The organism is Bacillus cereus group sp. N21, from assembly GCF_016483395.1.
Lineage (GTDB): Bacteria > Bacillota > Bacilli > Bacillales > Bacillaceae_G > Bacillus_A > Bacillus_A pseudomycoides.
This window is the reverse complement of record NZ_JAEHBX010000019.1, coordinates 20,266-33,718: the sequence shown is the minus strand read 5'-3', so window position 1 is coordinate 33,718 and position 13,453 is coordinate 20,266. Positions and strand designations below refer to the sequence as shown.

Here is a 13,453-nt window from a genome sequence, read left to right as displayed (position 1 = left end):
ATTTTGCATTTCTATCTTAAGGGTGATGGAAGAAAGAGGATGTTTTTTTACAATGAAATTGTAGATTAATGCAAAGGGGCTGAATCGGCATGTTAGTCGTAGATCATATTACAAAGTCGTTTGGAAAGAAGGAAGTTGTAAAGAATGTATCTTTTGAAGTTAAGAAAGGAGAAACATTTGGTTTGCTTGGTCCAAACGGTGCAGGAAAGTCGACGACGATATCAATGATTTGTGGGCTTATTCCATATGATGGCGGTGATATAAAAGTTGGGGGGAAATCTGTAAAAGAATATCCATTAGATGCGAAAAGGAAGATCGGTATTGTCCCGCAAGATATTGCTTTATATCCTACGCTATCTGCGAAAGAAAATTTAATCTTTTGGGGGAAAATGTATGGTTTAAGTGGAGCTATTGCAAAGAAACGAGCAGACGAGGTATTAGCATATGTTGGTTTACAGGATCGCGCAAAGGACAAAATTGAAACATTTTCAGGTGGAATGAAACGCCGAATTAACATTGGTGCGGCACTTATGCATGAACCAGAGTTATTAATTATGGATGAGCCGACAGTCGGGATTGATCCACAATCACGGAATCATATTTTAGAGACGGTAAAAGGATTAAATGAGAAAGGTATGACGGTCATTTATACGAGCCATTACATGGAAGAAGTGGAGTATTTATGTGAACGAATTGCAATTGTTGATTATGGAAAGGTAATTGCACTAGGAACGAAAACGGAGTTATGTAATCGTCTTGCTGATGGCTTTATGGTGAAGTTACAACTGAATCGTTATAGCCAGGAGTACTGCAGAAAGTAAAAGAAATTCCCACTGTAGAACGGATTATCATTGATGAGGATACGAATACACTCGATATTGGACTGAAGACTGGAGAAGCTGTCGGTACGGTTGTTTCGATCGTAGTAGAAAATCATGTGCAAATTTTAAAGCTTGAAGTACAAGAGCCAAATTTAGAAGCTCTCTTTTTACAGCTAACAGGGCGTTCACTTCGTGATTAAGGAGGTTAGGAACTCATGAAAAGTTTTATTATTGCATGGAAAGATTTAAAAATTCGTTTAATAGATCGGCGTGGATTTATGATGATGTTACTTATGCCACTTCTATTAACGGCTATTTTAGGATCAGCACTAAGTAACATATTAGATAGTGGTGGATTACCTAAAACGGTGATTGGTTATTATCAAGAAGGAACAGATGAGTTTGCAAATATATTTCAAAAAGATGTATTGCATTCAAAAGAGATTAAGGATGATGTGAAGGTAGAGGTCGTAGCTTCACAAAAAGAGCTGGAGGATCTGCTAAGAAAACAGAAAATTGATGTTGGAATGATTATCCCAAACGAGTGGAGTGAACATATAAAGGATGGAAAATTAAAAGAACCCAAATTGATTACTGATCCATCAAAAGATATACAAGCAAAAATAGCTGAATCGCTTATTCGTTCCTTCTCAGAGCGTGTGCAAACAGTTGCCGTTTCTAATAAGACTGTCGCAACAGATTTAGCAAAGGCACAGCCAGGAAATATAGAACAGGTTGCAAAAGAGGTAAGTGCTAATTTACAAGCAGTGGCGGCTTCGAATACGGATGGAATTGAAAAAGGAACAATCGGCAAAAAAACAGTGGCTGCGATGCAATATTATGCTGCAGCAATGTTAGTGATGTTTTTACTATATAACATAACAGTAGGAGCAAAATCTATTATAACAGAGCAACGAACTGAAACATTAGCAAGATTATCAAGTACACCGGCAAGCTCTTTTGCCATATTATTAGGTAAATTTTTAGGTACATTACTATTTGCTTGTATTCAATTTGGAGTATTTGTAGTTGCTACTTATTACGCATTTCATGTGAATTGGGGTGAAGATGTTTCACAAATTGTAGTAGTAGGAATTGCTTATGCAATTTGTGTTTCTGGCTTATCTATGCTCATCGCAGCATTTATTCGTGAAGAAAAAACAGCGGATTTAATGGGTGGCATTGGAATTCAGTTGTTAGCTATATTAGGCGGATCTATGTTACCAATCTATGCATTTCCGGATACTCTTCAAACAATTGCTAACATCGCTCCGAATAAATGGGCACTTACAAGTTTTTTAAACATTATGTCGGGTACATCATGGTATGCGTTACTTCCAGTTATATTAAGTTTATCTAGTGCGGGTATTGCTTCCGTTATCATCGGAACCTTCCGTTTGCGTACGAGATAGGAGGAGAAATCATGAAGAAAGTTTGGGCGCTTTGCTGGTTAGAGTTAAAACAAATCTTAATTAAGCCACAAAGCTATACACTCATGTTCGGAATGCCGATTATTTTCACACTCATTTTTGGCGGACTTTTAGGTGGAAGTGGAAACGAGAAAGTAAATATTAGTTTAGTAGACCAAGATGGATCTACATTATCCAACTCCTATTATGAGGAAATAAAGAAAAGTGATTTAATTTCTATAGAAAAGGTAACGTATGAGGAAGCGAAACAAAAAATCGAAAATAAGAAATCCTCAGGTATTGTGACAATTCCAAAAGAATTTCAAAAGAGTATGACGGACGGGAAGATAGAGAAGGTTAAATTCCAATCAAGTGCTGATTTCACGGGAGGAGCCTCTGTAGAACAAGTATTACAAAGTACAATGAAAAAGATGGAAATAGAAGTAGCGGCAGCAAGGGATTCAGAGAAAAAAGGAGGAATGTCTTGGGAAAAGATGTATGAAACGATTCATACAAAGGTAGAACCAGTTTCACTTCAAAAGGAATCCATTGTACCTGGGGAGAAAAAGCTGAATAACGTAACAGGGCGAGCAGCAGGGTTTTCTATTCTTTTTGTAATGATTGTGATGCTAAGTGCGACAGGAACAATTTTAAAATCAAGACAACTTGGCGTTTGGTATCGTTTATTAGGAACGCCTGTTTCAAAGGCTCAAATACTTGGGGGATATATACTTTCCTTCTTTTTAATTGGATGGATTCAATTTGGAACTTTAATGGTATTAACGAATGTTTTGTTCGATGTACAGTGGGGAAATCTACTAGGGATAATCATACTTGTCTCAGTGTTATTGTTAGCGGTCATTGGTTTAGCACTATTATTAGCAAGTATTGTGAAAACAACGGAGCAGCAGTCAGCTTTAGGTAATATCGTTGTTATTTCAACTTGCATGATTAGTGGGCTGTATTGGCCAATTGAAATAGAACCAGAATGGATGCAAACCGCAGCGAACTTTGTTCCTCAAACTTGGGCAATGCGCGGGTTTACCGAATTGATTGCAAGAGGAGGGACATTGGCAGATATAGCAGGATATATTGGTATACTTATGTTATTTGCTGGTGTATTCTTTATAATCGGTTTAACAAGAATACGTTATGATTGAAAAAAGAAAGCAGAGTCTACAGCTTCGCCCGCTGAACTCTGCTTTCTTTTTGTGTATCGTCTTCCCCTATAGAAATAGCAATCGCAATTCCGAGCATAAAGAGAAATGCTAAAAAGAGGACGAACCTTGGGAAGAACGGAAATAGTAGTAATGCCCCGACGATCATGAGTGTTAATGCAACATAGTGCAGAACATATTGGAATAGTTTGTCCATATTTTCGCCCCCCTTTTTGGTAGTTTGTTAGCATTCTATGCTCGTCCACTGAATAATAGAATTATTTTTTTAATCGTTTCTTCATAGTAAAAATAATAGTAAGGTTGTGTCTGCACATAATGCGAGAATACAAGGATTACAGGAAGATGATTATAATGGAATATTGTTAAGTCTACCTAAATTAAAGATCCAGCAATAGCTTTTATAAAAATCTTGAAATGTTTAAATAGAAAGAATTGACAAAATATAACGAACAATATAAGCTAATAACCATAAAGTCTAGCGGAAAGGTCGGAATAAGATTATCACCCCTCTAAACATCTATTTTTTTGTATTTAAAACCGACTTTTCCGATGGGGTTATAAAATGTTGCTGTGGGAGGCATATATAAGGCAAGCAGTTCATAAGGTGTAATTATTAAAAAAAGTTAGGGTGGGGACAATGAAGAAAAAGACAAAAAAATGGGCTGGTGTGTTTTCTGTTTTACTGAGTAGTTCGCTTGTGTTATCGGCTTGTGGGGGACAAGAGGATAAGGCTTCGACAGAGCCGGCGAAACAGCAGGATGTGAAAGATTTAAAAATAGAGAAGGTTGCAGCGACAGATAAATCAAAAAATCCTGAGAAAGCGAAGCAGAGAAAAGATACACTTATTTTAGGGATTTCAAAACCTGGTGGTGTGTTCTTACCTTATTTCCAAGAGAATGGTTGGGACGGTAACGTAACATCAGTTATATTTGCGTCTCTTGTATCAACAGATAAGCAAGGGAAACCAGTTCCAGAGCTTGCAGAGAAATGGGATGTATCTTCTGATCAATTGAAGTATACGTTTCACTTACGAAAAGATTTAAAATTTAGTGATGGTTCACCGTTAACAGCAGATGATGTAGCATTTACATTAACATTGCTACATGATAAGGCTTATGAGGGTGGTACAGATATTTTACAATATGCAATTAAAGGTGGAAAAGATTATAAAGAAGGAAAAGCTACATCGATTGAAGGGATTAAAGTTGTTAATCCGCAAACAATTGAAATTACGACGGAAAAAGTAAACTCACAAGCGTTAGTAAACTTGGGAGGACCTGTCTTATCTAAGGCTTATTATGGAAAAGATTATAAGCAAAATACTAGCTTAAACTATTTAAAAGATTTATATGGTAAACCAATGGCAGCAGGGCCTTATAAATTTGAAAAGTATGTCCCAGGTCAAGAGGTAAGATTTGTAGCAAATGAACATTATTATGCTGGTAAGCCAAAAGTTAAAAACTTTATTTATAAAATTACAACACCTGACACGAATTTCCAGTTATTCCAAACAGGAGAAACGGACTATGATGGGTTTGCTGCGAATAATGACAATATTGAACAATTAAAGAGCTTAGGCTTTGCTAATTTCAATATTGAAACAGTGAGCTCATACTCATTCGTTTACTTTAATAATAAGAAGCCATACTTAAAAGATAAAAAAGTACGGCAAGCGCTTATTTACGGATTAGATCGTAAAAAATATGTAGATACATACTTCCAAGGGAATGCTTCTGTTGCGAATATACCGATTTCACCAACATCATGGGCATATGATGATAAGGGTATAAATCAATACGAATACAATGTAGAGAAAGCAAAAAAATTGTTAGATGAAGCTGGTTGGAAAGTTGGATCTGATGGTATTCGTGAAAAAGATGGGCAGAAATTAAAGTTGAGTTATTATGCGGCAAGTGGAAGAAAGCAAGAAGAGGTGTTTATACCAATTGCGAAAGAGAATTATAAGGCGTTAGGTGTGGAATTTAATCCAGAAATCATGGACTTTAATACACTTGTTTCGAAAGTTGGAAAGTTTGATTATGATTTAGCAGCTGTTGCAACATCGATCATTTCTGATCCGAGTGAACCTGTAGGTGAGTTTGAATCTACGCATCCAGATAATTCAGCGGGTTATAGTAACCAAAAAGTGGATGAATTAATTAAAAAAGGTATTGAAACAGTTGATATTGAAAAAAGAAAACCTATTTATAAAGAATTATATAAAGAATTAAGCGATGATCCCCCTGTCATTTTATTAAATTACCGTAAAAGTATTTCAGCACACAATGCACGTGTAAAAGGAATTAATCCAGAAAAATACGATAGCATTAGTTCAAACTTACCTGTTTTATCTATTGAACAATAGAGATAAGTAATTAATGAATAGAAGACGTTTTTTCATACAGTTGTTAGTTCTTGCTGTTTTGAAAAAATGTTCTTCTATTTTTAAGTAACTATGATTGGGGAGACAAAAGGTGAAAACATATCTCATTCGTAGGTTTCTACAAATGATTCCTACTTTGTTTGGTACATCTATTATTATTTTTTTCTTATTTGCTCTTCTGCCGGGAGATTATGTTGATTCGAATCCAAAGTTAACGCCAGAACGTGCACAGGAATTAAGAGAATTGTATGGATTAAATAAACCTATTATAGAAAGATACTTTCATTGGCTAGGTAATGCGCTACATGGTGATTTTGGTTTCTCGCTGCAATACCAAGAGCCTGTTACATCATTACTTAATAAATTTATTTGGAATACCTTTATTGTTGCTGTTGCAGCTTTATTTTTTACTTGGATCATTGCACTTATTGTGGGTGTTATTTCAGCAACAAAGCAACATTCATGGTTTGACGCACTTGTAACAATCGGTGTTTTTGCAGCGATGTCATTCCCATCATTCTTTATCGGTCTATTTTTAATTAAAGCATTTGCTGTTGATCTTCATTTATTACCGATTGGTGGGATGATTGATATAGGAAGTAATTCGACGGGTTTTACGTACATATTGGAAGTACTAAGGCACATGATTTTACCGGTATTTATTTTAACACTCCTTGGTGTCGGCTCATTGACTCGTTATTTTAGAACGAGCATGCTTGAGGTCGTAAGACAGGATTATATCCGTACTGCACGTGCAAAAGGATTGAAAGAAAAAGCCGTTATTTATAAACATGCACTAAAAAATGCGATTTTACCAGCAATCACATTACTTGCATTTGAATTGCCGGGATTGTTCTCTGGTGCAATTATTATTGAACAAATTTTTAACTGGCCAGGAATTGGGACCATTCAATTAGAAGCGTTAAGTTTTCGGGATTATACGGTATTAATGGCATTTACAATGTTTCTCTCTTGCCTAACAATTATCGCAAACTTTTTAGCAGACATCGTTTATGCGATTGTCGATCCGCGTATTCGATTAAAGTAAGGAGGGAGAAAGATGGAGACTATTGTAACGGTAAAGAAGAAAGAAAAGAGAAAAGGAAATTTGACTTCGCCATGGCGACAAGCATTTACTAGAATTAAGAAAAATAAATTAGCACTATTTGGATTTTATACTTTGATTTTTATGTTTGTATTTTGTTTTATTGGACCATTTTTTTCACCATATGTTTCTGGAACAATTCAAGTAACACAAATTAATAAACCACCAAACTTTTCACATTGGCTTGGCACAGATCAATTGGGAAGAGATATTTTAACGAGATTAATGCAAGCTGGCCGAATTTCATTAACAATTGGTTTAGCTTCGATGCTACTATCCGTCATACTCGGTGCATTATTAGGAGCTATCTCTGGTTTTTATCGTGGTATTGTAGATCATATTATTATGCGTATTGCAGACGTGTTAATGTCTATTCCGGGATTACCATTACTTATCATTATGGGTGCTATCTTATCAGAATGGAAACTTCCATCTGAATATCGACTTTATGTTGTTATGATCATGTTAAGTTTGATTGGATGGCCGGGACTTGCACGTCTGGTACGAGGACAAATTTTAACACTTCGAGAACAATCATTTATGCAAGCTGCTGATGTATTAGGATTAAAGGATTACCGGAAGGTTGTACATCATTTAATTCCGAATGTATTCCCTTTATTAATTGTTGTGGCAACGTTAGGTGTAGCGGGAGCTATTTTAAGTGAATCAGCATTAAGTTATTTAGGTCTTGGGGTTGTTCCACCTACGCCATCATGGGGAAATATGATTAGTGCAGCAAACTCATTAATTGATTTCCAAAAACGTCCATGGTTATGGATACCGCCTGGTTTTGCGATTTTTATAACAGTTGTATCAATTAATTTACTTGGTGATGCACTTCGTGATGCATTAGATCCAAAAATGAAGCGGTAGGTGAGGAATCATGAGTAAAGCAGTAATAGAACTAAAAGATTTACAAACACACTTTCATACGGAAGAAGGTACAGTAAAAGCTGTGAATCATGTTAGCTTTTCTGTACGAGAAGGTGAAACAGTTTGTGTAGTGGGAGAATCAGGTTGTGGGAAAAGTGTAACGGCTTTATCTATTATGGGACTTATTGCGGAATCTGGCGGCATTGTTGGTGGTGATATTCTTTATGAAGGCCAAAGTCTTTTGGGGATGAAAGAGAAAGAACTCCGAAGTTTAAGAGGAAATGATATCGCGATGATTTTTCAAGAACCAATGACATCTCTTAACCCAGTTTTTACTGTTGGAGAACAAATTGTTGAGACGTTAAGAGAGCATGAGCTCCTTAGTAAAAATGAAGCATATAAAAAAGCTATTGAATTAATTCGTAAGGTTGGTATTGCACGTTCTGATGAAATTGTTCATTCGTATCCCCATGAGCTAAGCGGTGGGATGTTGCAACGGATCATGATTGCGATTGCACTGAGTTGTAACCCTAAATTACTAATTGCTGATGAGCCCACAACAGCACTAGATGTTACAATTCAGGCACAAATACTAGATTTATTAAGACAGGTAAAAGAAGAATTTAAAACATCTATTTTATTAATTACACATGATTTAGGTGTTGTAGCAGAAATGGCAGATTATGTTGTTGTAATGTATGGTGGCAAAGTCATTGAAGAAGCACCTGTACTGGAGCTATTTCAAAATCCTAAACACCCATATACAAAAGGATTATTAAAATCAAAGCCGGTAATGGGGAAACGAACAGATAAACTTTATTCGATTCCGGGGCAAGTTCCAAACTTAGTTGGTTTAGATGAATTTTGCTACTTTAGCGGTCGCTGTGAACGTTGCATGGATATATGTAAGAATGAGGCGCCAGGCCTTGGAGTGCATGAAGATCATCATAAAGTAGCTTGCTGGTTATATGAGGAGCGTGCAGAGCAATGAGTGAACCTTTATTAGAAGTGAAGAATTTAAAAACGCATTTTCCGATTAAGGGCGGCGTATTTGGTAGAACGATTGGGCATGTAAAAGCAGTAGACGGAGTAAGCTTTACGATTAATAAAGGTGAAGTGTTTGGTCTAGTAGGTGAATCTGGAAGTGGAAAAACGACAATTGGTAAAACTATTCTTCGTCTCGTTCAAAAAACAGAAGGTGAAGTGAAATTTAAAGGGCAAGATGTTCATACGTTATCGAAAGAGGAATTACGAAAGTATCGTCCTAATATGCAACTTGTATTCCAAGACCCGTTTAGTTCATTGAATCCACGGATGAGAATTGGAGAAGCACTTGGTGAACCAATGCTAGCACATGGCTTAGCTACGAAAGAGAATGTTCGTGAAAAAGTGTTAGAAGTATTAGAACTATGTGGTTTAGCACCATATCATATTGATCGTTATCCGCATGAGTTTTCGGGAGGACAACGCCAGCGTATTGTTATTGCAAGGGCGATGGTATTAAATCCAGAATTTATTGTTGCTGATGAACCTGTTGCAGCATTAGATGTATCTATTCAAGCGCAAATTATAAACTTGTTCAGTGAATTACAAGAGAAAAAAGGTTTATCCTATTTATTTATTTCACATGATTTAAGTGTTGTCGAACATTTATGTACAAAAATTGGAATTATGTATTTAGGGACAATCGTGGAAACAGCTCCCCGTGACAAGTTGTTTGCAAATCCGCTTCATCCATATACGAAAGCGCTGTTATCAGCTGTACCAATTCCTGATCCCACTGTTAAGCGAGAACGAATTATTTTGCAAGGTGATATTCCAAGTCCAGCGAATCCACCTTCAGGCTGCCGCTTTCATACACGTTGCCCGTTTGCAACGGATATTTGTAAGCAAGCTGTACCAGAATTTCGTGATGTTGGGGAAGGGCATCTCGTTGCTTGTCATCATGTGTAAAAGAAAAAGGGCTCTTTCAAATATGAAAGAGTCCTTTTTTATTTGCTTGAGGATGGTTGTTTTAGTACATACTGTTCAATTGCATGAGCAACACCATGCTCGTCATTTGTTAATGTAACAACATCACATAATTTCTTTACATCTTCTTCAGCATTCCCCATAGCAACAGATAGGCCAGCTACCTCTAACATTGGTACATCGTTAAAGTTGTCTCCAATGGCAATCGTATCTTGAATTGGAATATTGAAATAAGACGCCATTTCTTGTAATCCATTTCCTTTATGACCATACTTGTCCATAATTTCTAAATTTGTCGGAGCTGATGCTGTAACCATAATTTCTTTATCTTCTTGTAAAGACTGTAGTAGTTGTGAGCGATGCTCTGCGTCAAACGTCAAAATAAAGAATTTCGAGATTTCTAACTCTGGATTATTTACGACATCTTCGATTTTTTGGAAATCAGTAATTAAGTTCGATTTTTTTTGCTTCTCTGTAATTCGTTCCAGTTCTTCAATTGTGACATCAAGTGCATGCTTATTTTCTTCGAATGCATGCATTACTTTTTCATTCCAATTATAAGGAGAATAAACTCCTTTATTTGTGTACAACTTATATGGAAATCCTTCAGATTCTAGTAATTTAGCAAGCTTGTATACTTTAGCATTTTGTAAACAACGTGCGTTAATTACTTTTCCATCAACGTAAACAATTGCCCCATTGCTTGCTCCAACTGGAAGTGATAATTGATACTCTTCCAATAGTTTTAAAGCATCTTCTTTTGCACGACCAGAGCAAATCATTACAACATGACCGGCTGCTTTAGCATCACGAATAGCTTGTAAATTTTCCTTGGAGATTTCAAGATTAGATGATAGTAGTGTACCATCCATATCTAGTGCGATTAATTTCAAACTGACCACCTCTTTGTTTTTTATTATACATAGTTATCTTGAGGAAACATATAAACTTATCTTGGGCTTTATGGAAATGTTAATGAGACAAACTTTAAAATGATTCCGAAAGAGTATGATGAGGGAGCAAAATTGAAAAGGTGCTCGTTCTACTACGTTTTATTTCGATTTGTAACCCCAATGTTACATTAATGTTACAAGTGTGTATGTGTTGGAAACCGCTGTATAAAGGGGTTTATAAAAAATTATTAATAATATCGTAAAAAAAATGTAATAAATTTTATGTATTTATATTGCAGTATGAAAAAACTTATGTTACATTAATGTTACAAACGTTACACAAGTTAATTTAATGTAACGTTAAGATAAAAACTATGAATTAATCATTTCTTGGAAATTACATATAAATATCTATTGATAAGGAGAGAGTAAATATGAAAATCGAACAAGTATTACAAGTAACAAAAATGGACTTCTTAGGATCAGCAGGTGGAGCAGCAGTATTAACAGCATTGATCGTACTTCTTTCTAACGTTTTAGTATAATAGAAATTTTGTATAAGCAGTAGAACGGATCGTATCACATAAAAAGAAAGTTATAAGTTGAAGGGAGAATGGGAAACATGGAAAACAAACAAGTATTACAAGTAACAAAAATGGATTTCTTAGGATCAGCAGGTGGAGCAGCGGTACTAACAGCATTAATCGTACTTCTTTCTAACGTTTTAGTATAATAGAAACTTTGTGCAAGCAGTAGAACGGACAGTACCAAATAAAAATAAAGTTATGAATTGAAGGGAGAATGGGAAGCATGGAAAACAAAGAAGTATTACAACTAACAAAAATGGACTTATTAGGATCAGCGAGCGGAGCAGCAATATTAACAGCATTAATCGTACTTTTTTCTAACGTTTTAGTATAATAGAAACTTTGTACAAGCAGTAGAACGGACAGTACCAAATAAAAATAAAGTTATGAATTGAAGGGAGAATGGGAAACATGGAAAACAAAGAAGTATTACAAGTAACAAAAATGGACTTCTTAGGATCAGCAGGAGCAGCAACAGTATTAACAGCATTAATCGTATTTCTTTCAAGTGTATTAGTATAATAGAAGTTTTGTACAAGTAATAGAGCAGAATGAAGAGTGCAAAATAAAGCTGAAAGGAGAATGGGGAATATGGAAAACAAAGAAGTATTACAACTAACAAAAATGGACTTATTAGGATCGGCGAGTGGAGCAGCAGTATTAACAGCGCTCATTGTATTCCTTACAAATGTATTAGTATAATGAATATAGAGAAACAGAATTACCTATATCTTATTAAGACAATTATCCTAAAAAAATAAAGGCCCTAACGTATTATAGATGTTTAATATGTTAGGGTCTTTTTGTTTTTGAGGTAATAAAGAGACATACTACCAGCTTTGATTATGTTGTTTTAAATAGAAAAAAGTCGAATTTTATATGGGAGAAAAAAAGAGGGATTTGACAGAAAAGATAGAAAACTTTAAAAGTCAGAAATTTGTTAGCTTGCTAACTAATTTTTTTATTGGTAGATGGAAGCGTTTTCGGATGGTTCTAAGTATGTAACATTCAATTTATTTACAGGGGGATGAGGAATTTATGAAACAAAAATCTATGGATACGTTAGCTGCACAAATGGAGGATTTCTTTCCGGTACGTGATGTCGATCATTTAGAATTTTATGTAGGAAATGCAAAGCAATCAAGTTATTACCTTGCAAGAGCGTTTGGATTTAAAATTGTTGCCTATTCGGGATTAGAAACAGGGAATCGTGAAAAAGTATCTTATGTTCTCGTGCAAAAAAACATGCGTTTTGTTGTGTCTGGGACTTTAAATAGTGATAGCCGTATTGCAGAATTTGTAAAGATCCATGGTGACGGAGTGAAAGACGTAGCTTTACTTGTTGATGATGTTGAGAAAGCATACTCAGAGGCTGTAAAACGAGGTGCGGTTGCGATTGCTCCACCTGAAGAGTTAACAGATGAACAAGGAACATTAAAAAAAGCAGTAATCGGTACGTATGGCGATACAATCCATACGCTAGTAGAGCGTAAAAATTATAAAGGAACATTTATGCCTGGTTATGAGAAGATTGATTTTGATATTCCGAGTGACGAATCAGGTTTAATTGCTGTAGACCATGTTGTTGGTAACGTTGAAGAAATGGAAGAGTGGGTTAGCTATTACGAAAACGTTATGGGCTTTAAACAAATGATTCATTTTGATGATGATGATATTAGCACGGAGTATTCCGCGCTAATGTCAAAAGTTATGACAAATGGAAGCCGTATTAAGTTTCCAATTAATGAACCGGCAGATGGAAAGCGAAAATCACAAATTCAAGAGTACTTAGAGTTTTATAACGGTGCAGGTGTACAGCATCTTGCATTGTTGACAAATGATATTGTGAAAACGGTTGAAGCGCTTCGTTCAAACGGAGTTGAATTTTTAGATACACCAGATACGTATTATGAAGAGTTAACAGCACGCGTTGGGAAAATCGATGAAGAAATTGATAAGCTAAAAGAGCTTAAGATTCTTGTGGATCGTGATGATGAAGGGTACTTGCTACAAATTTTCACAAAGCCAATTGTAGATCGCCCAACATTATTTATCGAAATTATTCAGCGTAAAGGTTCTCGGGGATTCGGAGAAGGAAACTTTAAAGCTCTATTCGAATCAATTGAAAGAGAGCAAGAACGACGCGGAAATCTATAAAAATTTACTTATCAGTGGGGGCTGTGTCTCCCACTGATTAAAGTTTCATTTTGTATAAATAGTGAGGAGGAAAATT

The 13,453-nt window shown here is 35.6% G+C and carries 15 protein-coding genes and 2 pseudogenes; 15 read left to right on the top strand and 2 right to left on the bottom strand.

The annotated features are described in order from the left end of the window. Positions 1 to 89: 89 nt before the first annotated feature. The 3 genes and pseudogenes from JDS96_RS13145 to JDS96_RS13135 all read left to right on the top strand — a co-directional run bounded on the left by JDS96_RS13145 (position 90) and on the right by JDS96_RS13135 (position 3,390). Positions 90 to 1,021, top strand: a pseudogene (locus JDS96_RS13145) (ABC transporter ATP-binding protein). Positions 1,022 to 1,036: 15 nt separating this feature from the next. After that, positions 1,037 to 2,233, top strand: coding sequence for an ABC transporter permease (locus JDS96_RS13140; RefSeq protein WP_199667085.1), 1,197 nt, complete (start codon positions 1,037 to 1,039; stop codon positions 2,231 to 2,233). 11 nt (positions 2,234 to 2,244) lie between these two features. After that, positions 2,245 to 3,390 (top strand): ABC transporter permease, encoded by a 1,146-nt coding sequence (locus JDS96_RS13135; RefSeq protein ID WP_199667084.1) that lies wholly within the window; start codon positions 2,245 to 2,247, stop codon positions 3,388 to 3,390. A 16-nt stretch (positions 3,391 to 3,406) separates the two neighbouring features. Here JDS96_RS13135 and JDS96_RS13130 read toward each other — a convergent pair whose 3' ends face one another. Continuing rightward, a complete protein-coding gene (locus JDS96_RS13130; protein ID WP_018767142.1) occupies positions 3,407 to 3,604 on the bottom strand; it encodes a hypothetical protein in 198 nt (65 codons plus the stop codon). Between the two features lie 91 nt (positions 3,605 to 3,695). On the opposite strand from JDS96_RS13130, the pseudogene JDS96_RS13125 reads away from it, so the two are divergent. The 6 genes and pseudogenes from JDS96_RS13125 to JDS96_RS13100 form a co-directional block, all read left to right on the top strand. Further along, positions 3,696 to 3,803, top strand: a pseudogene (locus tag JDS96_RS13125) (oligopeptide-binding protein oppA); the annotation flags it as partial. 242 nt (positions 3,804 to 4,045) lie between these two features. After that, a complete protein-coding gene (locus JDS96_RS13120; protein WP_199667083.1) occupies positions 4,046 to 5,773 on the top strand; it encodes an ABC transporter substrate-binding protein in 1,728 nt (575 codons plus the stop codon). Between the two features lie 109 nt (positions 5,774 to 5,882). Continuing rightward, positions 5,883 to 6,839, top strand: coding sequence for an ABC transporter permease (locus JDS96_RS13115; protein ID WP_199667082.1), 957 nt, complete (start codon positions 5,883 to 5,885; stop codon positions 6,837 to 6,839). Between the two features lie 12 nt (positions 6,840 to 6,851). After that, the gene (gene opp4C, locus JDS96_RS13110; RefSeq protein WP_199667081.1) at positions 6,852 to 7,769 is read left to right on the top strand and encodes an oligopeptide ABC transporter permease; all 918 of its coding nucleotides are present in this window, start codon (positions 6,852 to 6,854) and stop codon (positions 7,767 to 7,769) included. Between the two features lie 10 nt (positions 7,770 to 7,779). After that, complete coding sequence (locus JDS96_RS13105; RefSeq protein ID WP_018767138.1) at positions 7,780 to 8,760, top strand: ABC transporter ATP-binding protein; 981 nt, start codon at positions 7,780 to 7,782, stop codon at positions 8,758 to 8,760. Next, complete coding sequence (locus JDS96_RS13100) at positions 8,757 to 9,722, top strand: ABC transporter ATP-binding protein (protein WP_098124773.1); 966 nt, start codon at positions 8,757 to 8,759, stop codon at positions 9,720 to 9,722. The genes JDS96_RS13105 and JDS96_RS13100 overlap by 4 nt, the downstream gene beginning before the upstream one ends. Before the next feature lie 38 nt (positions 9,723 to 9,760). On the opposite strand, the gene JDS96_RS13095 is transcribed toward JDS96_RS13100, so the two are convergent. Next, positions 9,761 to 10,633, bottom strand: coding sequence for a Cof-type HAD-IIB family hydrolase (locus tag JDS96_RS13095; RefSeq protein WP_374220997.1), 873 nt, complete (start codon positions 10,631 to 10,633; stop codon positions 9,761 to 9,763). Positions 10,634 to 11,067: 434 nt separating this feature from the next. On the opposite strand from JDS96_RS13095, the gene JDS96_RS13090 reads away from it, so the two are divergent. The 6 genes from JDS96_RS13090 to hppD all read left to right on the top strand — a co-directional run bounded on the left by JDS96_RS13090 (position 11,068) and on the right by hppD (position 13,377). Beyond that, positions 11,068 to 11,178, top strand: a complete 111-nt coding sequence (locus JDS96_RS13090; protein ID WP_018782013.1) for a DUF3948 family protein — start codon at positions 11,068 to 11,070, stop codon at positions 11,176 to 11,178. A gap of 77 nt (positions 11,179 to 11,255) precedes the next feature. After that, positions 11,256 to 11,366, top strand: coding sequence for a DUF3948 family protein (locus JDS96_RS13085; protein WP_018782014.1), 111 nt, complete (start codon positions 11,256 to 11,258; stop codon positions 11,364 to 11,366). A 77-nt stretch (positions 11,367 to 11,443) separates the two neighbouring features. Then, a complete protein-coding gene (locus JDS96_RS13080; protein WP_018767135.1) occupies positions 11,444 to 11,554 on the top strand; it encodes a DUF3948 family protein in 111 nt (36 codons plus the stop codon). 68 nt (positions 11,555 to 11,622) lie between these two features. After that, positions 11,623 to 11,742 (top strand): DUF3948 family protein, encoded by a 120-nt coding sequence (locus JDS96_RS13075; RefSeq protein ID WP_199667079.1) that lies wholly within the window; start codon positions 11,623 to 11,625, stop codon positions 11,740 to 11,742. A gap of 69 nt (positions 11,743 to 11,811) precedes the next feature. Then, the gene (locus tag JDS96_RS13070) at positions 11,812 to 11,922 is read left to right on the top strand and encodes a DUF3948 family protein (RefSeq protein WP_199667078.1); all 111 of its coding nucleotides are present in this window, start codon (positions 11,812 to 11,814) and stop codon (positions 11,920 to 11,922) included. A gap of 336 nt (positions 11,923 to 12,258) precedes the next feature. After that, complete coding sequence (gene hppD / locus JDS96_RS13065; protein WP_199667077.1) at positions 12,259 to 13,377, top strand: 4-hydroxyphenylpyruvate dioxygenase; 1,119 nt, start codon at positions 12,259 to 12,261, stop codon at positions 13,375 to 13,377. Positions 13,378 to 13,453: the final 76 nt, after the last annotated feature.

Excerpts from the sequence above, each read along its gene's own strand:
- JDS96_RS13130 (WP_018767142.1), bottom strand. The coding sequence starts at position 3,604 with ATGGACAAACTATTCCAATATGTTCTGCACTATGTTGCATTAACACTC.
- JDS96_RS13080 (WP_018767135.1), top strand. The coding sequence starts at position 11,444 with ATGGAAAACAAAGAAGTATTACAACTAACAAAAATGGACTTATTAGGA.
- JDS96_RS13135 (WP_199667084.1), top strand. The coding sequence starts at position 2,245 with ATGAAGAAAGTTTGGGCGCTTTGCTGGTTAGAGTTAAAACAAATCTTA.
- JDS96_RS13100 (WP_098124773.1), top strand. The coding sequence starts at position 8,757 with ATGAGTGAACCTTTATTAGAAGTGAAGAATTTAAAAACGCATTTTCCG.
- JDS96_RS13090 (WP_018782013.1), top strand. The coding sequence starts at position 11,068 with ATGAAAATCGAACAAGTATTACAAGTAACAAAAATGGACTTCTTAGGA.
- JDS96_RS13075 (WP_199667079.1), top strand. The coding sequence starts at position 11,623 with ATGGGAAACATGGAAAACAAAGAAGTATTACAAGTAACAAAAATGGAC.
- JDS96_RS13070 (WP_199667078.1), top strand. The coding sequence starts at position 11,812 with ATGGAAAACAAAGAAGTATTACAACTAACAAAAATGGACTTATTAGGA.
- JDS96_RS13105 (WP_018767138.1), top strand. The coding sequence starts at position 7,780 with ATGAGTAAAGCAGTAATAGAACTAAAAGATTTACAAACACACTTTCAT.
- hppD (WP_199667077.1), top strand. The coding sequence starts at position 12,259 with ATGAAACAAAAATCTATGGATACGTTAGCTGCACAAATGGAGGATTTC.
- JDS96_RS13120 (WP_199667083.1), top strand. The coding sequence starts at position 4,046 with ATGAAGAAAAAGACAAAAAAATGGGCTGGTGTGTTTTCTGTTTTACTG.
- JDS96_RS13085 (WP_018782014.1), top strand. The coding sequence starts at position 11,256 with ATGGAAAACAAACAAGTATTACAAGTAACAAAAATGGATTTCTTAGGA.
- JDS96_RS13140 (WP_199667085.1), top strand. The coding sequence starts at position 1,037 with ATGAAAAGTTTTATTATTGCATGGAAAGATTTAAAAATTCGTTTAATA.
- opp4C (WP_199667081.1), top strand. The coding sequence starts at position 6,852 with ATGGAGACTATTGTAACGGTAAAGAAGAAAGAAAAGAGAAAAGGAAAT.